Source organism: Thermogemmatispora tikiterensis (assembly GCF_003268475.1).
Lineage (GTDB): Bacteria > Chloroflexota > Ktedonobacteria > Ktedonobacterales > Ktedonobacteraceae > Thermogemmatispora > Thermogemmatispora tikiterensis.
Genome location: NZ_MCIF01000002.1, coordinates 3,862,755 through 3,884,058, shown reverse-complemented (window position 1 = coordinate 3,884,058; position 21,304 = coordinate 3,862,755). Strand labels below are relative to the sequence as shown.

Genomic DNA, 21,304 nt, shown 5'->3' with positions numbered 1-21,304 from the left:
AGGCTTGCTTGCATCGGCTGCGGGAACAGGAGAGCGGGCGGGCGCGAGGTGGACCGACAATCAGAGAGGCAGAGAGGTTCTCTTCACGTCCCCGCCCCAGTTCTGTTCCTGCTAGTGTCCCCTAGGAGCAGACGCTATGGGCCTGACCACCGCTGGTCTCTCCCACTGGCAGGGCGAGCCTGCCGAAATTCCCCTCCTGAACATGACCGTCGGCGACCTTCTGGATCATCGCGCCGAGGAGCTGCCCTCAAGCGAGGCCGTCGTCTATAGTGGCTATCCCGAGTACGGTGGAGCACTCGATCTGCGTTGGACCTATCGTGACCTGCGCGAGCGCGCCGAGACGGTGGCGCGCGGCCTTCTGGCCCTGGGCTTACAAAAGGGTGAGCATATCGCGGTCTGGGCGGCGAATCTCCCCGAGTGGCTGCTGCTGGAGATGGCGGCGGCCAAGGCCGGGCTGGTGCTGGTAACTGTGAATCCCGTTCTGCGCGCGCGTGAGTTGGAGTACGTGCTCCGCCAGGGCGACGTCGCAGCCCTCTTCTTTATGGCTCGCATGCGCGATCACGACTGTCTGGAGACAGTGCGACGGCTGACAACTCCCGCTGGCCCGCCGGGTACGGTACGTAGCGAGGTCTTGCCCCGCCTGCGCTACGTTTGTCTGATCGGTCCGCAGCCCGCCGCGCTGGCTCAGCAGCGCGACTGGCGGCCCGCCTTCTTTCACGAGCTGGTGGCTGCAGGGACAGCGATTCCCCCAGAGGCGCTACGTGAGCGCCAGCGCAGTATTTCACCCGATGATGTCGTCCAGATTCAGTACACCTCCGGCACAACTGGCTTCCCCAAAGGGGCCATGCTCACCCACCGTAATGTCCTCAACAACGCTATGCTCTTCGTGCGCCGCTCCAACGGCACACCCGCGGACCGCGTGTGTAACCCGATGCCCTTCTTCCATACCGCAGGTTGCGTGTTGGCAGTGCTGGGCTGCCTCTATATGGGCACTACGCTGGTGCCTATGCTAGCCTTCGATCCGCTCAAGACCTTGCAGATCGTCAGCCGTGAGCGCTGCACGCTGCTAGGAGCCGTGCCGACCATGCTGCTGGCCCTGCTCCAGCACCCCGATTTTGGCCGCTACGACCTCTCGACGCTGCGGGCAGTGACCTCTGGAGGGGCACCGGTACCACTTACACTCATGCAGCAGGTCAAAGAGCAGATCGGGGCCGATATCACCATCGTCTATGGATTGACGGAATCGTCACCGGTGATCACCCAGACCCTGCCGGAGGACAGCTTCGAGCTGAAGGCCAGTACGGTCGGGGTACCGCTACCCTACACGGATGTCAAAATTGTGGACCCGGCCAGCGGCGCGGTGGTACCCTGCGGCACGCCCGGCGAACTCTGCTGTCGCGGCTACCTGGTGATGAAGGGCTACTACAAGATGCCCGAAAAGACGGCGGAGACGATCGACGGTGAGGGCTGGCTCCATACCGGCGACCTGGCAACGATGGACGACCAGGGCTATGTACGCATTGTGGGCCGCTTGAAGGAAATGATCATTCGCGGCGGAGAGAACATCTATCCAGCAGAAATTGAGGATTTCCTGCTGCAACATCCGCACGTGGCCGAAGCCCAGGTGATCGGCGTGCCGGACCCCTTTTTCGGCGAGGAGATCGCCGCCGTGATCCGCCCGCGTGAGGGTGCCCAGGTCAGCGCTGAGGAGCTGCGTGCTTTCTGTCAGGGCCAGATCAGCCACCAGAAGATACCGCGTTATTTCCTGTTCACAGAGAGCTTCCCCATGACGGCCAGCGGCAAGGTTCAGAAGTTCTTGCTCCGCGAGCAAGCCGTCAAAGAGCTGGGGCTACAGGAAGCCAGGCCCTAGTCAGTCAGCCAGAACAGCCGGAGGAGTGCACCCTCAATGACCGCCAGCGGATGGCTGCCGCCACCGCGGGGGGTGCACCCCTCTCGTCCCCAAGCCTGGCGCTCCCCGGTCAAGGTCAAGACCCGTGATCGGGTCGGGTCCCCAGGCTCAAGCGGGGCTCTCCCTCTTTGAGGTCCCTCTCTCCGAGCGACAGGAAAAAAGTACCAGCCCGGGTGCGTGCCCGGCGCTCGCTCGTTCCCGCAGCCAGAAGAGGTATAGAAGGCGGGTCTCAGGACCGCGCTCGCGCACAAAGGCCAGGCCACATGAGAAAAAGTCAATACTATTACGTGCTTGTACTGCTTTTCTTCCTGCTAAGCAGCAATGCCTGCAGCGCTGGTACTGGCACCAGCTCGCCTGGTAGCGGGCAGATCACTCCCACAGCCAGGGTTACGGAGAGAGTCCGGCCCGGTCAGGCTCTGCCCACCGTGGTCCCATCCACGGCCACCCCCACGCTCGATGAGCTTGCTCGCGGTATCGTGCGCAACCTGACCCTCGATCAAAAGCTCGGCCAGATGATCATCGTCGAATTCTACGGCGCCACCTACAACGCCGACCTGCAGCAGATGATCGAGAAGAGCCAGATCTCAGGCGTGCTCGTCGAGAACAACAACGGCAACGTCGAAAGCAGTACCCAACTCACCACCCTCAACACCACCCTGCAAGCACACGCGCATATTCCCCTCTTCATCAGCACCGACTTTGAGGGTGGCTACGTCAACGAACTGCGCCGCATCACTGGCGAGCGTCCCTCAGAGGCCGCCATCGGCGCCAGCGGCAGCACCCAATACGCCTACGATCAAGGGCTGGCCGCCGCCCACACCCTCACAGCCCTCGGCCTCAATGTCAACTTCATGCCGATCGTTGACGTTCTCACCAACCCTAACAATCCTGGTCTTCCCCAGCGGACCTTCGGCTCCGACCCAACGCTGGTCACCAACATGGGACGCGCCTATCTCAAAGGCTTAACCGACGGTGGCGTCATTGGCTGCCTCAAGCACTTTCCGGGACTCGGCGCAGCCAGTGTCGACCCTCACCGTTCGCTGCCCACCGATAACCGCAGCCTGTCCCAACTGGCCAGCATCGACCTTGTTCCCTATCGCACCCTCATCAACGAAGGGATTGTCCCGATGGTCATGACCACCCATATTCTCAATCCCCAGCTTGACCCTCGCCTGCCTACCTCGCTCTCTCCAGCGGTGGTGACCGACCTCTTGCGCAATCGCCTCCACTTCGAGGGCGTGACCATCAGCGACACCCTCTGGATGGGCGGCATCAGCAATACCTACAGCCTCGCCCAGGCGGCGGTGCTGGCTGTCAAAGCCGGCGAGGACCTCCTGCTCGGTCCCCGTGGGCTGAGCGAGACACGCAGCACGCTGGCCGCGCTGAAACAGGCTGTCCTCACAGGAGAGCTGCCCGCCAGCCAGATCAATGCTGCCGTCGAGCGCATCCTGACCCTCAAGCTACGCTACGGCATCCTCAGCCAGACGCGCGCCTTGCAACTGCTGGCACCTCCTGGCAATGACCAGGCCCCCACAGCTCGGGCCCCCTTCTACGCCGGCGAGGTCATTGCTGACCTGCGCCGCCCGCTCTGGCAGAGAGCTGCCTGACTGATGGATGCTCCTGGCAGCGCTGCCAGGGCAACCAGCCAGCCTCTACGTCTTGTCGTCATCCTCCTCCAGGCTTGTCTCCCGCTACCTCGGGACCCTCCAAAGGAGCTTTGCCCGCCTCGGCTTTGAGACGCCGCAGCTCAGCCACAATCTCAGCACTCTTCATGATCGAGACGCCGATGGAGCGCAGCTCCTGCTTGCCTTGTTCATACAGGCCGGAGACGGCATCTTCCACCAGGACCAGGCGGAAATCGCGCTCGCTTGCCTCGTAGAGAGTCGCCCGTGGACAGTTGGGAAAGTTGCAGCCACAGATGATCAGCGTCGAAACATGGGCACGATGCAGATAGTCCTCCAGCGGCGTGCGATAGAAGGCTCCCCAGCGCGGCTTGTAGATGACCACCTCATGGGGCCAGAGATACTGAATCTGACCAGCCAGCAGGCGAGCCGTTTCCAGGCGCGAGAAGCGATCAGGCAGCAGCTCTGGTACGATTTCGCAGCCCAGGGAATCAGCCAGGACCCAGCTAGCTCCACGCTCCACCGCTGCCCGGCGGCAGAGATCGACGTTTGAGCCATCAGCCAGGTAGATGCGCACAACATGGATAATCGGACGTTCTGCCTCCCGAAAAGCCTGCAGGAGGCGCACAATGCGCGGCACAATTGCCACGGTTCCTGCCACCCCCGCCGGCTGGCCATCGAGAAAGTCTCTTTGCATGTCAATTACAATGAGAGCAACAGCAGCAAAATCAGGAGCGATGTAGTGATCCATAAAGCTCACCAGAGACAGCTCTTGACTCATACCAATCAGCACTTTGTGACCATTGTATCACCATTGAGCCGCTGGAGTCGCAGAAAGCGAAGGAGAGAGATGGTGAGCAAACACTGGTTCTGGCACTTTCTTACCAGGGAAAATCAAACCAGAGCCATCAAACGTTGTGAGATTTTTTTCCCTGGAGACGTAGTATTGAAGGGGTCAATGAGGAGAGAATCGCACCCGTGACAGGGTGCTGCTGGTGCCAGGGTTCTCTTTCTTGCTCGTTGCTACCCCTAGTGCAGCATTACCAGCAAGTGTCACTGATCAACTATCCGCCGAGGACGCTTCTCCTTCAGCCATCAGGCAGCGAACTGTGGGAATGACATATTCGAATGGTGCGGGAAGGAGTTTCAGAGACATGAGGAAGCAGAAGGTAACCACAGGCGTTTTTCACTTGCTGCTTCTGGTGGGATTGGCCCTCTTTGTCGTCGCCTGCGGTGGCGGTGGACAGAGCGGGACCACCACTAAGGCCAAAGCGCCGGCCAGTCAGCAGAAGTTTATCTTCACCAACGCCGGTGTACAGGACATTGAGACCTTCGACCCGGCGATGGTGACCGACCTACCCTCGTCGACCGCCATTAACCTGGTCTTCACCGGATTAGTGACGCTGGACGAGAACCTCAACGTACAGCCGGAGATTGCCTCTTCGTGGGACATCTCTTCGGACGGTCTCACCTATACTTTCCATCTGAAGCCAAATGTCAAGTTCAGCGATGGCACACCTGTCACCTCGGCAGATGTGGCCTACAGTATTGACCGGGCCCTGCAGCCGGCCACGAAGTCGCCGGTCGCTGGCAGCTATTTGAACTTGATCAAGGACTCCGACCAGCTGGGCGCCGGTAAGATCAAGACCATCATCGGCGACAGCCTGAAGACCCCTGATCCACAGACGATCAGCATCACGCTCAACAAGAAAGCCGCTTACTTCCTGGATGCTCTGGCTTACCCCACTTCCTACGTGGTGGAGAAGAGCCTCATTGAGAAGTACGGCAAGAGCTGGACCGACCACCTTGAGGAGGGCGGCGGTACCGGTCCCTTCAAGGTGCAGTCCTACCAGCACAACAAGCAGATCGTCTTTGTGCCCAACCCCTACTATTATGGGCCAAAGCCGCAGCTGCAGCAGATTATCATGCCCTTCTACCAGGACGTGAAGACGGCTTACCAGGTCTACCAGACTGGCCAGGTCGATATCACGCCGATCCCCATCACCAACATCCAGCAGGCGCGTGCTAAGACCGCCGAGTACAGCGAGACGCCGCAGCTCTCGATCGATTATCTGGGCATGAACTATCTGGTCAAGCCCTATGATAACATCCACTTCCGCCAGGCGCTCTCGCTGGCCATCAACCGTGACCAGATTATGTCAGCGATCTGGAAGAACACTCGCCTGCCGACATACCACATCGTGCCGAAGGGCATGCCGGGCTATAACGCCAGCCTGACCGGCCCGGCGGGCGTCACCTCGACAGCGGGTGACAAGACCAAGGCCAAGCAGCTCCTGCAGCAGGCCCTCCAGGAAATGGGCCTCTCCAGCCCATCCCAGTTGCCCCCTCTGCAGCTCTACTACCCCACTGGCTCACAGGACGTGACCAACGAGATCACCACACTGACCAGCCAGTGGCAGAGCGTGCTCGGGATCACTGTGAAACCTGTGGCCACCGACTTCAACAAGCTGCTGGAGGACTTGAACGCGGCTCCGGGGAACTCCAAAGGTATCGGCTTCTGGTCGATCGCCTGGATCGCCGACTACCCCGATCCGCAGGACTGGCTGACTCTCCAGTTCGACAAGGGTTCTCCCAACAACCAGGTCAACTACGGCCAGAACAATTCCAGCGACGCTGCTCAGCAGCAGCAGGTTCAGCAGAACCTGGAGCAGGCTGACGCGATGGACAACGGCCCGGCCCGCTACCAGGCTTACAACCAGGCAGAGCAGCAGCTGGTTAACGATGTTGCCTGGCTCTCGCTTGATCAGCGCATCGGCGTGCGTCTGCTCAAGCCTTATGTGATCGGCATGAAGTTTAACGCTCAGGGTCTCTTCCCGCCTGAGCTATGGGCTGACGTCTACATCGCTCAGCACTAGTCTGACCAGTCCCTGAGCGCAGCACAGAAGCCCCCGGAGGAGGTCCAGGCAGACACGCGCTGGTAAAGCAACAAGCCGGCTGCCAGCCGCCGCGATCCCGCTCGAGCGGATCGCTCACTCAGCGGCTGCGCACGCCGGCTTTTTTTGCCTATTTCATTCGCTTCAGCAGGCGCGGCTGTGGCTCGGCAAATGGCCCTACGCCGTAGAAAGCATCGCGATTCCACAGTGCCTGAAAGATCGCCGCCGTGGAGGCCAGTAACAGCCAGAGAAAGAGCGTGGCGAGCGAAAGCGCGACGAGCGTATCGCGTAGACGGAGCAGGGCCACAAGCACGCTCGCCACCGTCAGGCCCAGCATGCAGAGCGTCAACAAGAGCGCGTTCAATGGTGAGCGCAGGCCAAAATAGGCGGCGCTGAAGATGATGTAATCGAGCCATGAGGCGGCCTGCAGGGCCAGATAGGCTGTGCGCCCCTCGCTGTTGACCGGTTTGTTGAGAACGCGTAGCAGCCCCCAGATGGCCGACAGGTTGTTGATCGTCCAGGCGGGACCAAAGACCCAGGCCGGGGGCGCAAAGATCGACTGCCTCAATGCTTCGAAATAGGAGACATCTCCGAGGAGCTGCCCCGGACCGCTGATTCTCCGCCCCTGCCAGCGATTGACCAGACCGCTCAGGGCAAAGGTCAGTCCCTGGACGAGCAAATAGAAGAGCAATCCATGATACCAGCGCCAGGGCCGGCCTGCTTCGCGCACCCATAGCGCTCTTGCCAGGCTCCACCAGCCTCCGCCTCTCTCCAGCCTGTCTTCACCCCGTTTGAGCGCCCGCGCCATATGCGTCTCCTCCTTCCTGGTCTGGGCAGGGGTGAGCTTGCCCTGCACCTTTGTATACCTGCCTCTGCCTGCTATTGTACCCCTCCAAGCAAGCGAACTGTCATCCAGGGAAGCTCCGCCCCCGCTTGCAGGGCAGCAGGCCCGGCAGGGGAGGCAGAGGCCTGTCCCTGGCAAGGCATGCGGAAGGAGGGGAGAGAGAGAGGCAGACAGGCGGCAGCGGTGGGCAGCCCAGCCGGCCAGGCCAGGTGGAACAGCTCCAACGCTCGCGCATCTCCACCCCGGTTAGTGAGAAAGGGGGCCGAGGCTCGCACCAGGGAGAGGAGCGAGCACAGCGAAGCGGCAGGTGAGGGGCAGGCGGTAAGCGGGCGGGGAAACGGCCTGCGTCCTGACCGAAGATGGCAGGCAGACAGGCAGGCAGACGAGCAGACCATCACCCGGCTGTCACAACGTCTGAACGAAGCTGGCAATGATTGTCTGCACTTCATCCAGCCGTCCCTGGAAGAAGTGGTCCGCACCCTCGACCGCGATCATCGTCTTGGGAGCCGGCAACTGCTCAAACCAGCGAACGGTCAGAGCATAGGGTGCAACTTCGTCCCGCGTCCCGTGGATGATCAGCTTGGGCTTGGTACAGCCCTGCAATGTATCGCCATCGAAGCTGCGCGCAGGCACACCCAGGCCGATGAGTGCCCGCACCCTGCCATCGATGGCCCCCACCCGCAGGCCCACATAGGCGCCAAATGAGAAACCAGCCAGAATGACGGGGAGGCCCGGATAGCGATGGCTGAGGAAATCCAGCGCATAGCGCACATCGTCCATTTCCCCCCTCCCTTCATCATAGCTACCCGAACTTCTCCCTACCCCCCGAAAGTTGAAGCGCAGCGCCGGTATCTGCAAGGCCTGAAGAATCTGGGCCACCTTGAAGACGACCTTGTTGTCCATCGTCCCCCCATACAGCGGATGTGGGTGACAGACCAGGGAGACATAGTGCGGTTTGACACCCGCTTCCTCGGGCTTCAGGATGCCCTCAAGACGGCCCAGAGGTGACGGTATATCAACGTGCAAGATCTGTGCGATAACATCCCCCGCCTTTCTAGTCGGAAAATAAAGAGCCACCCATAGCAAGAGTCGTCACTCTCATAGTATAGCACGAATCTTCTGTCCGCTACAGATATGCTACTTTATGCACTGTGCAGATTGATAGTGCCAGTGCCGACATCGAGGCGCAAGAGCGCCGTTGGCATTGGCCCACTCCCTGGTACTAGAGGTCCATAGTAGGTAGCTGAGCCGGCATTAGTACTGACCTGAATTGGGAAGGTGCTCACGATCCTGCCGCTGTTTACATAGGCATCCACCACGACAGCGGTAGAGGCAGGCAGGGTAACATTCAGTTGGCCAACCTCACTATGAATCTGAAAAAGCGGTCGCCCGCCGGCAATGGGATGGGTATCGAGCGTTCCATTGAAGGTTACCTGGCCATTGACCGTGCGCAGGCTACTGCCATTGGTCAAGGTCGTCCCCTCAACGGTGATGTTGCCCGCCTCATTCTCGACCACCAGCATGCCATTGAGGCCCTGGATATGGACATCGCCCACAGCCAGCTCGACATTCAGCTCGAAAGGGGTTGCTCCCTGATTGACCTGGGTCGGCAGCTTGAAGCGCAAATTGACGGTGTCGTTGGAGCCATTCAAGCCCTCACTCTGCGGCAACGTTGTCGTGACCTGCAAGCTGGTCAGTCCCGGCTGTATCTGCACGCTGATGCGCTTGAACTCTTCATCGGCCTCAGCCTGGCCCCCCACTCTCACCTGTTTGATGATCGTCAGCTCCGGGGTAGACAGGCTGGAATCGACAGCGACGTCCACGCTGCCGATCTGGCTGCTCACCTTGAGCTGTTGCAAGTTGTTAATAGGGATCGTCTGCTGACTTGTCTGAGTATAGGTGTTGACAGCTGGCCCCAGGATCGGCAAAGGACTGTTGCCGGTGACGCTGCGCAGGGCAGCAAAGACGGCCACGATGATCCCGAGCAGTAGCAGAAGGATGGCCGCGCTGCATCCGCCGAGAAACCAGAGCCAGGGGGGGCCGCGGCGCTTACGCCGTTGACGGTAGTCTGCCTGGTGTCTTCTCCGATAGCTCGAAGGCTCCTCTTCCTCATCGACAAACAGGAGATTCTCCCGTCCTCCTCCCATTGCAACCTCTTCCACCACCTCCTCAGCGTCCTCCCCCTCCCACCGAGGTGCCCTTCTGCGCCTCAGCGGCTCCTCCGCCGGCTGCCAGCGAGTGGCCTCGGAGCCGCTGGGACGGGAGCGACGCTGCGCTCGGCGGCCCGGAGGAAGGAATTCTCCATAGGCAGACCAACTCTCTTCTCCCGGCTCCTCGGACCAGCGAGGTCCTTTGCTCTCTCTGCTCATAGCTGCTCCCCTTCTCTTGGCTCTGGTGCTGGAACGGCTTCGCCCTCGGTCTGGCTTGGCCGAACCACGCCAGTCATTACTGGGGCAGATTCCTGCTCCTCTTTTGGAATACGCTTGAAGAAGGTCACAGGTTGGCTCTCGCGAAAGGCTAAAGCTGGAATAACGGCCAGCAGACAGAGTACACCAGCTACCAGGAAGATCGTGGTATAGACGGTATGGGCAGCGGCGACCAGATAGGCTGTATAGGCGTCCAGGTAAGCAGAGCTGAAGGGAGTGATCCCAGGCGGCGGGACAAAAGCAGCAGCCAGAGCACGAAAATAGCCCAGGCCCCAGGAAGTGAGCGCCGCCAGGCCGAGAATCATCCCTACCATGCGCAGCATCGTGACGAGAGCCGCCGCCAGGCCACCCCGCCGCTCACGTGCCGCATCCAGGGCAATCACCCCAATAGGGGCAATGACCAGACCAAAGCCCCAGCCTCCCAGGATGGTGCTCAGCGTGATCTGGTTCCAGTCCACTCGCAGCGGCCACCAATGCATCAACCAGAAAGCCGCCGCCGCGCACAGGAGCCCTGCAATGGCCACCGGACGGCTTCCCAGGCGCTCGCAGAGCCAACCACCGGCCAGCGCCCCAAGGGGGATCATGGCCGTCAGCCGCAGCAAGGCGAGGCCACTGGAGATGGCCGTCTCGCCCAGCACAGTGGCGACGAAGATCGGAATGTCTACCATCGCAATGATCAGGGCCGCTCCCACGAGCAGGCTGACCACAGCCGCCGCTACAAAGGAGAGGCGGCGAAAGAGGCGCAGGTCGAGCACGGGCGCGCCGCGACCGGGCAAGCTCAGTCGAGACCAGCGCCCTCGTCCACCAGGGCTGGCCTCGCCTTCTTCTGGTGGCTCTTCTCGCTGTAGGCGCCGCTCCACGAAGACTAGCAGGACGAGCAGGAGCAGTGCCAAGCCGAGCAAGAGGGGATTGCCGCGCGCGCCGGCACTCTCCAGCGCACCCCGGGCCTGTAGACCAGGCTGCCCTGCTGTCAAGAGCGCAGCCTCCTGCGCCAGACCGAGGCTGAGGCAGAGCAGGACAGCCCCCAGCAGAGCAGCACCAACCAGATCAACGCCAGGTCGCTTCTCCTTCCCTGGCGTGGGAACCTGCGCTGACTCGCGCAGCCAGAAGGCCAGCGGCACCATGAGAGCGGCCACGAGGGGCAGGTTGAGCAGGAAGATGGCGCTCCAGCCCAGCGTCTGCGTAATCCAGGCTCCGTAGAGGGGACCAAGTACGCCCCCTGCCTCGGTGACCATCCCGATCAAGCCAAGGGCCGGGCCTAAACCGCGCGCTCCATAGTAGTCGCCAACAATCGCCATCGCGATCGGTACAACAGCGCCTCCGCCCGCCGCCTGCAGCACACGCGCCCCCACTAACCAGACCAGACAGGGCGACTGCACATCCACGCCAAGCATCTGCAAGAAACTTAAATCATTCTGCGACCCAAGCCAGGGAGCCAGTCCGCAAACCAGCGAGGCGCAGGCAAATAAGGCCAGACACAAAAGCAACAGGCGCCGTCGCCCATAGCGATCAGCCAACTGACCCAGCAGCGGCATGGCAATCACATACCCCAGCAAGTAGCCGCTGATAATCCAGGAGGCGCGGTCGAGCTGCAAGATCGGTATCTGCAGATCGGCAACGATCTGGGGGAGCGCCGTGACCACCACCGTTTGATCAAGGGCCGTTAAGAAGACTGCCGCACAGACAAAGATCAGGGCCAGGAGGGGTCGCTGCCCACGTATCTTAGTCTGGCGACGCCCCGTGGCATGAGCAAGAGAGCGCACCTCTCACCTCCAGCGGCAGAGAGACCAGCAGCTCTGGCAGGCGTCAGACAGCTGGCGCACTGATCGTAATCGTCTCGTTGAACTTCGAGAGCTTCAACGTGCGGACCGTCTGGCTCGTATCGCCATCGGCAGCCACCCCCGTCAGGCGTATCTGGTGGGGCAGCTGATCGTTCTTGCCGATCCAGACAGCGGCATCGAGCAGCGAACCAGCCCGCGTCTGATCGCCCAGCAAACCGCGTAGATACGCGGCATCGAGCTTGCCGGTGATGTTCCAACAGGCGACACCATCGATGCTGCTCTCGCTGGGTGTAGACGGATTGCGAATCTGCCCCAAAAGAGCGGCGATCCCAGTACGCGAGTCAGAGAGCACGCGGGGATCAGGCAGTCCGTTGATGGTCTGCCAGCGCCCCGTAATGGGATCGGTCATGTACTGCTGTCCGCCCACCACAATGATCTTGACCTGCACCAGCGAGCCAAGGACCAGGGCCCCAGCATTGGCTTGCAAGCGATCGGGAACCAGCAGATCACCATCGGCGCTTTGGATGACCAGAGTGGCGCCGCTGCCAGGGTGTTCAACCTTGAGATTGAAATGATAGGAGTGAACCTTTTGCATGGCCGCCTGGGACGCGGCGAGCAATTGCCGCGCATCAGGGGCTGAGCTGCCGCCGCAGGCCGCCAGCATGAGCAGGGCGCTCAGGGCCACCACCACCGCTAACCATCCGCCTCGGCCCGGCCCGGCATCCCTTGCTCTCCTTTCATAAGACACGCTTCTTGCTGTATTCATATGTTTCAACACCTGCGTCTTCTGACGGTGCATGCTCCGCCTCGTCCTATGCATCTGCTAAGGATTGTACCAGTTATGAGGGCTGAAGGTAAGGCAGCGGTCTCTCTCCTTTCCCGGGGTCCAGGCGCGATCGATAACTCCGGCCTGCTATCGCTGGCCTCGCTGGTCAAGCTGCCCTGCCGCTCGAGAAGAGCAGCCCTTTTCAAGGAGAGCAGCGCAAGCTATAATTACCATGCAACGACAGGCAATACGTCAGCAGGCACGAAGGAGCAACTGATGGCTGAGAAGCCGCGTTTCCGTGTTCGCTTCTGGGGCGTGCGCGGCAGCTACCCGGTACCAGGAACACAGACGCTGCGCTACGGTGGCAATACCGCCTGCGTCGAGGTGGACGCCAGCGGGCGTACGCTGGTGCTGGACGCCGGCAGCGGCATTATCGCCCTGGGCGATTCGCTGCTGCGGCGCAGCAACGGCAATGCGCTCCACATCGCGCTGCTGATCACTCACGCGCATGGCGACCACCTGCTCGGACTGCCTTTCTTTGCTCCTCTCTATGAACCAACGGTCAGCATCGACTTCTTTGGTCCCCGCCTTGCTGGACGTGATGTCGAAGGGCTTGTTGTACCCATCATGTCGCCACCCTACTTTCCCGTCGATATTCGTCAGCTACCATCGCAGCGAGCCTTCTACACGCTGGAAGATAACATGTGGATCATCTGGAAACCAGGTTACAAGCAGCCGCTCTTGCTGCAAGAACATCAGGCTGCCTGGGAGCCGCCACCTTTACCGACGGAGGTCCGCGTTCATGCCCGGTTTACGACCCTCCATCCACAGAACGGCTCGCTGCTTTACGCTATCGAACACGCCGGGCGGCGCTTGATCTACGCCACTGATCTAGAGTGGGGAGAGGAGTACCAGAGCGAGATGCTGGCTTTCCTGGAACGGGCCGATCTCCTCATCCACGATGCTCAGTATACTCCCGAAGATTATCAGCATGCGCGGCGCGGCTTCGGCCATAGTACTTACGAGATGGCGGCGACAGTGGCGCAATTGGCCAGGGTACGCGAGCTGGTTCTCTTTCACCACGAGCCAACCTACGATGACCAGAAGCTGGAACGCATCGAGTCCGCTACTCGCCGGCAGTTCAGTCGGTCGCGCCTGGCCCGAGAAGCGATGGAGATCGACCTGCTGGTCAGCCCATAAAAGCCATGTCAGTCCGTCACCCGAGAGAGGCTGAGCACCGGAAGCAGATGCACCAGGCCGGCCACTCATCAGCTCACAGGAGGATCTCCCTGGCCAGAAGCGCCTGCCTGGAGTCAAACGCCAGCCTCTACGGAGCCTGCACAGAGATCCGATATCGACAACGAGGAAAGCGATGGAGACGAAAATCAATGTGGTTTTGGCGTTGATGATCGTCGTTTCATTTTTGATCGCCATTCTGCTGCACGAGTTCGCTCATGCCCAAATGGCGATCTGGCTCGGCGATCCAACGCCCCGGGTCGAGGGACGCTATACATTGAGCCTGCGCCGCCATCTCGATCCGCTTGGGACGCTGCTGTGCCTGATTCTGGCCTTTATGCCCATCGCCTTTGGGCCAGTTGGCCTGGGCTGGGGCCAGCCAGTGAAGACCGATCCCTGGAAGCTGCGCGGCGGACGTACCAGCGGTCCCTTGTTGGTTGCTCTGGCTGGCCCGATTTTTAGTCTGCTAGTGGGCCTGGTCTTTGCTGTGATCGCGCGCCTCGTCTACCCGCTGGTCTCGGAGAATGCAGTACTGCTGCGCATACCGCAATTCCTGATGGTCTTCAGCTGCACTAATCTGGCCTTGACCATCCTGAATCTCCTGCCAGTCTACCCGCTTGATGGCTACCAGATTGTCTATATTCTGCTGCCAACACGCCAGGCCCTGCAGTTTGCACGCTCTGGCCCCTGGGGTCCCCTGATCATCCTGGCGCTATTCTTCATCGTCCCCTTCATCGCCGAGCTTGCCCAGATGCCCGGCTTTTTCCTGGCCCATATTCCCGACTATATCCGTGAAGGGGCCTTTTTCCTGGCTGGCCTGGTGACCAACCTGAGCGCAACCAATGTTGCGCAAATCTACAGCTTCTGAGCAGGGAGATGGGTGTAGCTCCGATAGAGAAAGAAGAGCGCCAGGAGAGCGCGAGAGTCAGGCCACAGCGACCATATGGTCTGTCGCTATTTGGACGTATCGGCTATCGCCTCAAGCAGGTTTGGGCCCAGCTTGCTCCCAGTCGTCCTCTGAGCAGCGCCGAGCGTGCCGAGCTAGCAGCCATCCTGCCCCCTGCCGCGCTTGCTCTTTTTGAGAGTATGTCGCTCGCAGACCAGGCCCATTGCCTGCGCGTCTACCGCGGCCTGCTGGCGAGCGGCTGCCATGACCAGGAGCTGCTGATCGCCGCGCTCCTGCACGATGTGGGCAAGGGCAATGGGCGCGTGCCTTTCTGGACACGGCCCGTGATTGTGCTCGGTAAACACTTCGCTCCCCATCTGCTGGCACGTATGGCAGCCTATCCGCGGCCAGAGCTGCCTCGTTGGCGGCAGGCGCTCGGCTACGCCTGGTGGCATGCAGACATTGGGGCCACTCTTGCAGCTCAGGCTGGCCTCTCCGAACGCACGGTACTCTATATCCGTACGCACCACCAGCCCGATGGACCCGCCGCCGAGCTGCATCGGGTTGATGAGCAATCTTAGCCAGCCGGGTGAGATAGCATGCTGGCTAACTGGCCAGGAGAAGGATTTGACCGCTCTTCTCTCTCCTTTTATACTGACCTTACCCAGGTCCATGCGGGCCAGCCAGCACAGTTCGACTCACGTCCGTCCCACTGTGATCAGCCCTGGCGCTGCCCGGCGCTGGACACGAGCAGCCAGCTATAGGCCACCCATCACAGACGAGGTTTGTCGGCATGACACAGGACAAGGAGCGCAACAGCCAGGCCCAGGCGACGGCCACTTCCTCTCTCCCTCTCTCCCACCCAGTGCCCAGGCCCCGCCATGCTCAGACCCACAGCCAAGGGGAGGAGTCAGAGCAGGCGAGGGAGCGCGAAGAGAGGGCTACCCAGTTTCCTCTACAGGGAGCCTCCGAACTCTGGGGATTGCCCCAGACCGGCTACATCGTGCGCCTGCCAGTTTTTGAGGGGCCTCTGGAGCTTCTGCTCTACCTGATCGAGAAACGCCAGATGGAGATCACCACCATCTCCCTGGTAGCCGTCACAGATCAATACCTGGCCTATCTGCGCCGCTGGCACGAGGAAGAGCTGCCCCTGGCGAACATGGCCGCCTTCGTCGCTATCGCCGCTCGTTTGCTCTTTATCAAATCGCAAAGCCTCTTGCCGCGTAACCCGCGCCAGGAGATCTCGGAGGAGACCCGCCAGGCCGAGGAAATGGCTGCCGAGCTGGAACGCCATCTGAAGGAATATAAGATCGCTAAAGAGATCGCTTCAGTCCTGCGCCAGCGAGCGGAGGCGGGCCTCCAGACCTACGGACGCTCCAGCCTGCTGGCTGGTATCGAAGCCCAACTGGCCTGGACTCCTCCAACCTTAGTCGGTCTGGAGGTCGAGGCGCTCGCTCGCAGTTTCCGTCGTCTGCTTGAGACTCGCAGCCGCGCCGAGGCAGAGGCCAACGGGAGCCTGGTGCTCCCCGCGGCACGCGTGCGCGTAAGCGAGCGCATAGCGGTCATCACCACTCGTCTGCGCACGACCCCGCGCCTCTGGCTGAGTGATTTGCTAGAACCGGGCGCTTCGCGCCTGGTGATCGTGGTGACTTTTCTGGCCATGCTCGACCTGTGGAAACACGAGCGTATCAGTGTTCGCCAGGAAACCCTTTTTGGGCCGATTCTGCTCGAACGCGGACCACGCTGGCAGGAGAACGAAACAGAGCAGGAGGAATCGACCCAGATGCTGGCAGAGAGCGACTAGCCGCTCGTCCGACCTCAGACTCGCCCCTGCCTTTGCTTTTGCTCGCCTCTCTCTGCCCCTTAGCGGCCAGGTGACAATGGGGCTGGTTGCTGGCTCGCTCTCGCCATAACTTGACAAGAGCAGGCTCAAAATTTATACTAGAACAATAGTAAATCTCCTGGAGAGAGCGCTTGCTCCAGAGCAAGCGTGCAAAAACGAGAGAGGACCGCTGGCGGGGTGCGGCTTAGAGCTGCGCCCTGTGCCATTCTAGATAGACTCAAGACGTATGCACGAGGGGAGTGTTGTTATGACGGACGAACCCAGGGAAACTACTGAGAGGCCGCAGCCTGAGCAAACGCCCCAAGGTCAGGAACTGGCGGCTGAGACGCCCCAAAAGGAGCAGCCGGAAGCCACTGCCGCCGCAGCGCCAGCCGAGTCTACAGAGACGCCCGCTGCCACCGCAGAGGAGCAGCCCAGCCCCACGCCAGAGGAGCGCATTGCTCAACTGGAGGCCCAGCTTGCTGATCTGGCGGCCCAGCTCGCCCAGGCTCGCCAGGAAGCTCGTGAGAACTGGGACAAGTTTGTCCGCGAGCGCGCTGATCTGGAAAACTTCCGCAAGCGGCGTGAGCGCGAGATTGCCGATCGCGTTCTGCAGCAGAAGAAGGCTCTACTGAACAAGTTGCTTGAGGTGATGGATAACCTGGATCGCGCGCTGGCCTATCAGGATAGCCTGGATCGCCAGGGCCTGCAGCAAACGTTGCGCCTGGTGGCCTGGCAGATGAATGAGCTGATTCGCAGTGAGGGCCTGACCCCAGTGCCTACCGTGGGCGAGCAGTTCAACCCCTATATCCATGAGGCGGTCGAGGCCGTCGAGGACAGCGAGAAGCCGGAGGGCATCGTCGTGGAGGAGGTCCGTAAGGGCTATAAGTTGAGCGATGAAACGCTGCGCCCTGCCCGCGTTAAAGTGACGGTGGCCGCTAGCAATAAGGAGCGCGAACAACAGGGAGAGGCCTGAGTCGGCGACCGCCAGGGGAAGGCCCAATCCCAAGCCAGGCAACTCACGCCAGCCGCGCCGCGCCGCGCCGAGCCTGACTATCAGGGTCCTCGGGACATGATGCAGGCAGGCAGGCAGCCAGGCAGCCAGCAGGCGAGCTGTCTCAGCGCATATCGCTCCTTCTCGCCCAGGACGGCAGGCAGGAGGCCTTTCCCTGCACTTCGGTTTCGACTCCAGGCCGGAGATGGTCACAGGCCGGTGGTAAGGTGGTAGGGTTCCCCAAAGCTGATAGACTCGTAGTGGCTCCGCAAGCAGGCGCGCTGGCAGAAGCTGGCAAGCTAGCCATCAGAGCCAGCAGCTCTCAACGTACAAACAAAGGGGCGGGCAGATGGAATATAAAGACTACTACAAGATCCTCGGCGTTGCTCGCGGGGCCAGCGCCGATGAGATTAAGAAGGCCTTTCGCAAGCTGGCCCGCAAATATCACCCCGATGTGAACCCGGGTGACCGCTTCGCCGAGGAGAAGTTTAAGGAGATTAATGAGGCGTACGAGGTGCTCTCTGACCCGGAGAAGCGGCGCAAGTACGATGCGCTCGGCCCCAATTGGCAGGATCAGTTCGCCGGTTTCTCGGGCTTTCGGCGTTCCTATCCTTATGGCAGTGGCCGCTCCTCAACGCTCGATTTCGAGAGCAACAGTGGCTTCTCCGATTTCTTCGAGGCGCTTTTCGGGCGTAGCGCCCGCACGCCACGCCAGGAGTTCCGGCGACGCGCCGGGGACAATATCGAGCAGCCGGTCGAGGTGACATTGCGTGAAGCCTATACCGGTGGCACGCGCACCTTCAACATCCAGTCGACCGAGATTTGCCCCGTCTGCCAGGGCATCGGCGAGGTGCATGGACGGGCCTGCGCGACCTGTGGCGCCCAGGGCACGGTCGTGCGCAGCAAGAAAATCCAGGTCAAGATCCCTGCTGGCGTAGACAATGGCTCGCGCATCCGCGTTGCTGGTGAGGGCCAGCCCGGCATCGGCGGCGGGCCGCGCGGCGATCTCTACCTGATCATTAGCGTCAAACCCGATCCGGTCTTTGAACGCCGCGGTGACGATCTCTATCTGGATATCGATGTGGATCTCTATAAGGCCCTGCTGGGCGGAGAGGCGCTCGTTCCTCTCCCCGACGGACGGAAGCTGATGCTAACCATCCCACCGGAAACCCAGAACGGGCGGCTGTTCCGCCTGGCGGGCAAAGGCATGCCCCGTCTGCGGAGCGAGGGCCAGGGCAATCTCTACGCGCGGGTGCGGGTGGTGCTGCCCATGCACCTCACTGATGAGGAGCGTCAGCTCTTCGAACAGCTGGCCCGCACGCGCAACGTCGAGGTTCGTTCGGCTACCTGAGCAGCCGGTGCTCGCCCTGACTCATCTCGCCCGATCGCTCCAACCTATCAACCGGCAGTCAGCCAGCAGCTCTATAGATCGCTGGCTTAGGGCGGGCCTGCTGGCCCGGGGCGGGGCGACGTCTATCCGCCCGGTCTGATCGCTGGTCCTATAGGCTGACGATGACTTGATGATCGTTCTGATCGTCTGCAGTGATCGCTCGCTGGCTCGCGCGATCACCCGTCTGCACCGAGCAAGTTGACTGACACGCTCATGCGTTCACGTAGCATGGCAGGCTGGCCAGACAGCTTTGCTCGCCCGCCGCTCTCCTGTCTGCTCGGCTCATGCTCAAGTAGGCTGAGAGAGAGCAGGCCGGGCAGCGGCCAGGCACGGCCTGAGCACTAGGAAGGAAGGAGGGAGGTACCGTGCCGGAGCGTGAGGATGGTGCCTGGTATATCATTAGCGTCGCCGCCGAGAAGGCCCAGGTGCATGAACAAACTCTACGCCACTATGAGCGCCTCGGGCTGATCTCTCCTGCCCGGAAAGGCAATAGCCCCCATAGCCCACGCCTCTATTCCGATAAGGACATCGAGCGCGTGATCCACATCCGCCGGCTCATGCGTGATCTGGGGGTGAACCTGGCTGGCGTAGAGGCGATCCTCCATATGAAAGATCGCATGGAGCAAATGCAGCAGGAGATGGAACAGGAGATCGCCCGGCTGCGTGAGCAGCACGAGGCAGAGACGCGTCGCCTCAAGGAGATTATTCAGCGTCTGCAGCAGGGGCTGTCTTCTCCTTCTTCGCCGTCGTCCTCGTCTTCTTCATGAGGCGAGGCAGGCGCCCCTGCCAGAGCCGCTCTCTTCCACGCAGGCCTGTGAGGCTTCCAGGGGTGGAACAGGAACAGGCCAAGCCTGTCTGTCCGCCTGCCTCGCTGTGAGACTGCCGTGCCTCCCTTGTTCGCGGAGTGTCTCCCACGGCCTTCTCCCACTCCTTCCTCCTGTCAGGCAGTGGGCGGCGTAGGCTGGGTCGGCTTCTTCATGAAGAGGTCCGCCAGGCGCTCCGCGTAATCGCCGACCACTGGCAACTTGAAGGAGGAGCCACGATAGGCCATCAGCATCAGAAAGAGCCAGGAGAGTCCTCCAACCACCAGGATCACGCCAGTGGCACAGCTGATGGGCAGGGCGAGAATGAACGTGCCCAGTACCGGGATAAGCCCGATAGCCTTCACCAGGGCAAAGAGGAGGGTTAGCCCCCCAAACCAGAGGATCGATTGCGCGGCGTGAAGACGCACAAAACGATTCTTGCGCTCCACCAGAAAGATGATGATGCCAGTGAAAAACCAGAACAGGTAGCTCAGAAGCGCCTCGCTTTTAGCATCCATCTTCAGCGTGGTGGGATCAAAGACACTGGCAGCACGCGTGACGCTGGAGGGCGGTTGATAGGTGTAATATTGTTGTTGTTGTTGTTGTTGTTGTTGCTGCTGCTGCTGCTGACCGTAGGGATTGTAGCTATAGGGAGGGCTGCCCGAGCCAGGCTGGTAACTACCGTATCCCCGATATCCCCCATAGCCGGGGCCTGGCTGCTGTGGTTGCGGTGATTCTGGCCCCTGCGCCGGCTGCTGGTTTGGATTCCAACTCATAGTCAATCACTACTCCTGCTCTCTGGCCTGCTCTGCATTCAGGGAAGCGGCTACATTCCTGGAGAGGGAAGACGGCAGATCCGCGCCCCTCCCCAGGAGGGCACCGCACTCGATAGCGATAGAGAGAGGACGCCACGACCAGGCCAGGTGAGGTCTCTCTTTCCTCAGTCAAGCCCATCAACTCAGAGTCCTCTGCCTGTCTTCCATATTACGTGGGACTGCAGAGAAGGGTTGTACCCCCGGCTGGGCTGAGCTGGCGTGGCGCTCGACCGTCACGCCGCGGGCAGCTCCGCCGCCAGTCGGCAGATCGCGAAGAGGACTGGCTGGTCATTGCTGGCCGCGAGCCGTTTCTGCCTCCACGCTCATCTCTCAAAAGCCAGGGCCAGCCGGACCGCTGTAACGCTCGGCATAGTCTCCAATGACGGGCAAGCGTATATGGCGTCCCAGAAAGGTCAGGACGATTAACGCAGCCCAGCCAAGGGTAGCCAGCAGCTGAATCAGCGCGCTCAGAAAACCAGCCAGAGCGCCAATCACAGGAATGAAGCCTATAAACCGTAAGGCTAAGACAACAACAGTGACCAGTCCAAAGAGGATCAATGACTGCATGGCATGGAAGCGCACAAAGCGATTGCGCTTCTCGGTCGCAAAGACGATCAGCCCGCTCAGCCAGAAGAGCAGGTAGCTCAGAGCCGCTGCTACATTGGCAGGCAAGCCAGAGGAAGTCGGTGCATTGGCCTCGGCGGCAATGGCAGCGTTCTCGGCGAACGAGTAACCCGCTCCGCCCCACTGGCCAGAGCGGTACTGCTGCTGTTGCTGCTGACCATACTGACTATATTGACCGTAGCCGCCACTATAGTGCTGACCATACTGGTAGCCCTGATAGGGCTGCTGAGGGTCTTCATAGGGCGGCGGTGTCGGTTCTTGTGGATTTGGGTTCCAGCTCATCCCTCTGCACTCACTCTTTGAGAATGACAATGCCTCTGTGTATTACTCTCCTTATGTTATTACGCACAGGGAACGGCCAGAGTTGTAGGGGACTTAGAGCGGGCTGGATCAGAGAGCGAGCGAGCGGCATCTGGCAGGAGGGCAGCCGCACAGGAGGGACAAAGCCAGTCAGCCAGCATCTTTTGAGAAGAGAGAGATCGCTGCCATGCA

Annotated in this window: 18 protein-coding genes; 10 read left to right on the top strand and 8 right to left on the bottom strand. The window is 60.9% G+C overall.

Features of this window, described 5'->3' with window-relative positions:
* Positions 1 to 136 precede the first annotated feature (136 nt).
* Together A4R35_RS15590 and A4R35_RS15585 are read left to right on the top strand one after the other, a co-directional pair.
* On the top strand, positions 137 to 1,870 hold the full coding sequence (locus A4R35_RS15590) for an AMP-binding protein (protein ID WP_112430919.1): 1,734 nt from the start codon (positions 137 to 139) through the stop codon (positions 1,868 to 1,870).
* Between the two features lie 302 nt (positions 1,871 to 2,172).
* Positions 2,173 to 3,516 (top strand): glycoside hydrolase family 3 N-terminal domain-containing protein, encoded by a 1,344-nt coding sequence (locus tag A4R35_RS15585; RefSeq protein WP_112430917.1) that lies wholly within the window; start codon positions 2,173 to 2,175, stop codon positions 3,514 to 3,516.
* 58 nt (positions 3,517 to 3,574) lie between these two features.
* Here the strand turns inward: A4R35_RS15585 and A4R35_RS15580 are convergent, their stop codons facing one another.
* Positions 3,575 to 4,312 (bottom strand): cysteine hydrolase family protein, encoded by a 738-nt coding sequence (locus A4R35_RS15580; RefSeq protein WP_223258357.1) that lies wholly within the window; start codon positions 4,310 to 4,312, stop codon positions 3,575 to 3,577.
* 373 nt (positions 4,313 to 4,685) lie between these two features.
* On the opposite strand from A4R35_RS15580, the gene A4R35_RS15575 reads away from it, so the two are divergent.
* Positions 4,686 to 6,407 (top strand): peptide ABC transporter substrate-binding protein, encoded by a 1,722-nt coding sequence (locus tag A4R35_RS15575; protein ID WP_112430915.1) that lies wholly within the window; start codon positions 4,686 to 4,688, stop codon positions 6,405 to 6,407.
* A gap of 148 nt (positions 6,408 to 6,555) precedes the next feature.
* On the opposite strand, the gene A4R35_RS15570 is transcribed toward A4R35_RS15575, so the two are convergent.
* The 5 genes from A4R35_RS15570 to A4R35_RS15545 all read right to left on the bottom strand — a co-directional run bounded on the left by A4R35_RS15570 (position 6,556) and on the right by A4R35_RS15545 (position 12,242).
* Positions 6,556 to 7,233, bottom strand: coding sequence for a tryptophan-rich sensory protein (locus A4R35_RS15570; RefSeq protein ID WP_112430913.1), 678 nt, complete (start codon positions 7,231 to 7,233; stop codon positions 6,556 to 6,558).
* A gap of 441 nt (positions 7,234 to 7,674) precedes the next feature.
* A complete protein-coding gene (locus tag A4R35_RS15560) occupies positions 7,675 to 8,295 on the bottom strand; it encodes an alpha/beta hydrolase (RefSeq protein WP_223258356.1) in 621 nt (206 codons plus the stop codon).
* Between the two features lie 116 nt (positions 8,296 to 8,411).
* Positions 8,412 to 9,638, bottom strand: a complete 1,227-nt coding sequence (locus A4R35_RS15555; protein WP_112430909.1) for a DUF4097 family beta strand repeat-containing protein — start codon at positions 9,636 to 9,638, stop codon at positions 8,412 to 8,414.
* Positions 9,635 to 11,458: an MFS transporter gene (locus A4R35_RS15550; protein WP_112430907.1), complete on the bottom strand. Its 1,824-nt coding sequence runs from the start codon at positions 11,456 to 11,458 to the stop codon at positions 9,635 to 9,637. Before A4R35_RS15550 ends, A4R35_RS15555 begins: the two co-directional genes overlap by 4 nt.
* Before the next feature lie 43 nt (positions 11,459 to 11,501).
* Positions 11,502 to 12,242, bottom strand: a complete 741-nt coding sequence (locus A4R35_RS15545) for an LppX_LprAFG lipoprotein (RefSeq protein ID WP_189361890.1) — start codon at positions 12,240 to 12,242, stop codon at positions 11,502 to 11,504.
* Between the two features lie 276 nt (positions 12,243 to 12,518).
* Between A4R35_RS15545 and A4R35_RS15540 the strand changes: the two genes are divergently transcribed.
* From A4R35_RS15540 to A4R35_RS15510, 7 genes are all read left to right on the top strand, one after another.
* Positions 12,519 to 13,442, top strand: a complete 924-nt coding sequence (locus tag A4R35_RS15540) for an MBL fold metallo-hydrolase (RefSeq protein ID WP_189361880.1) — start codon at positions 12,519 to 12,521, stop codon at positions 13,440 to 13,442.
* Positions 13,443 to 13,614: 172 nt separating this feature from the next.
* On the top strand, positions 13,615 to 14,346 hold the full coding sequence (locus A4R35_RS15535) for a site-2 protease family protein (RefSeq protein WP_112430903.1): 732 nt from the start codon (positions 13,615 to 13,617) through the stop codon (positions 14,344 to 14,346).
* An 8-nt stretch (positions 14,347 to 14,354) separates the two neighbouring features.
* The gene (locus A4R35_RS15530; RefSeq protein WP_112430901.1) at positions 14,355 to 14,945 is read left to right on the top strand and encodes a hypothetical protein; all 591 of its coding nucleotides are present in this window, start codon (positions 14,355 to 14,357) and stop codon (positions 14,943 to 14,945) included.
* Positions 14,946 to 15,157: 212 nt separating this feature from the next.
* Positions 15,158 to 16,168: a segregation and condensation protein A gene (locus A4R35_RS15525; RefSeq protein ID WP_112430899.1), complete on the top strand. Its 1,011-nt coding sequence runs from the start codon at positions 15,158 to 15,160 to the stop codon at positions 16,166 to 16,168.
* Positions 16,169 to 16,454: 286 nt separating this feature from the next.
* Positions 16,455 to 17,162 carry a nucleotide exchange factor GrpE gene (locus A4R35_RS15520; protein ID WP_189361878.1) on the top strand — a complete coding sequence of 236 codons (708 nt, stop codon included), beginning with the start codon at positions 16,455 to 16,457 and terminating at the stop codon, positions 17,160 to 17,162.
* Between the two features lie 367 nt (positions 17,163 to 17,529).
* Positions 17,530 to 18,531: a DnaJ C-terminal domain-containing protein gene (locus tag A4R35_RS15515; RefSeq protein WP_112430895.1), complete on the top strand. Its 1,002-nt coding sequence runs from the start codon at positions 17,530 to 17,532 to the stop codon at positions 18,529 to 18,531.
* 404 nt (positions 18,532 to 18,935) lie between these two features.
* Complete coding sequence (locus tag A4R35_RS15510) at positions 18,936 to 19,337, top strand: MerR family transcriptional regulator (protein ID WP_112430893.1); 402 nt, start codon at positions 18,936 to 18,938, stop codon at positions 19,335 to 19,337.
* A gap of 173 nt (positions 19,338 to 19,510) precedes the next feature.
* On the opposite strand, the gene A4R35_RS15505 is transcribed toward A4R35_RS15510, so the two are convergent.
* Complete coding sequence (locus A4R35_RS15505) at positions 19,511 to 20,149, bottom strand: DUF4870 domain-containing protein (protein ID WP_112430891.1); 639 nt, start codon at positions 20,147 to 20,149, stop codon at positions 19,511 to 19,513.
* Positions 20,150 to 20,518: 369 nt separating this feature from the next.
* Complete coding sequence (locus A4R35_RS15500; protein WP_112430889.1) at positions 20,519 to 21,094, bottom strand: DUF4870 domain-containing protein; 576 nt, start codon at positions 21,092 to 21,094, stop codon at positions 20,519 to 20,521.
* Positions 21,095 to 21,304 lie beyond the last annotated feature (210 nt).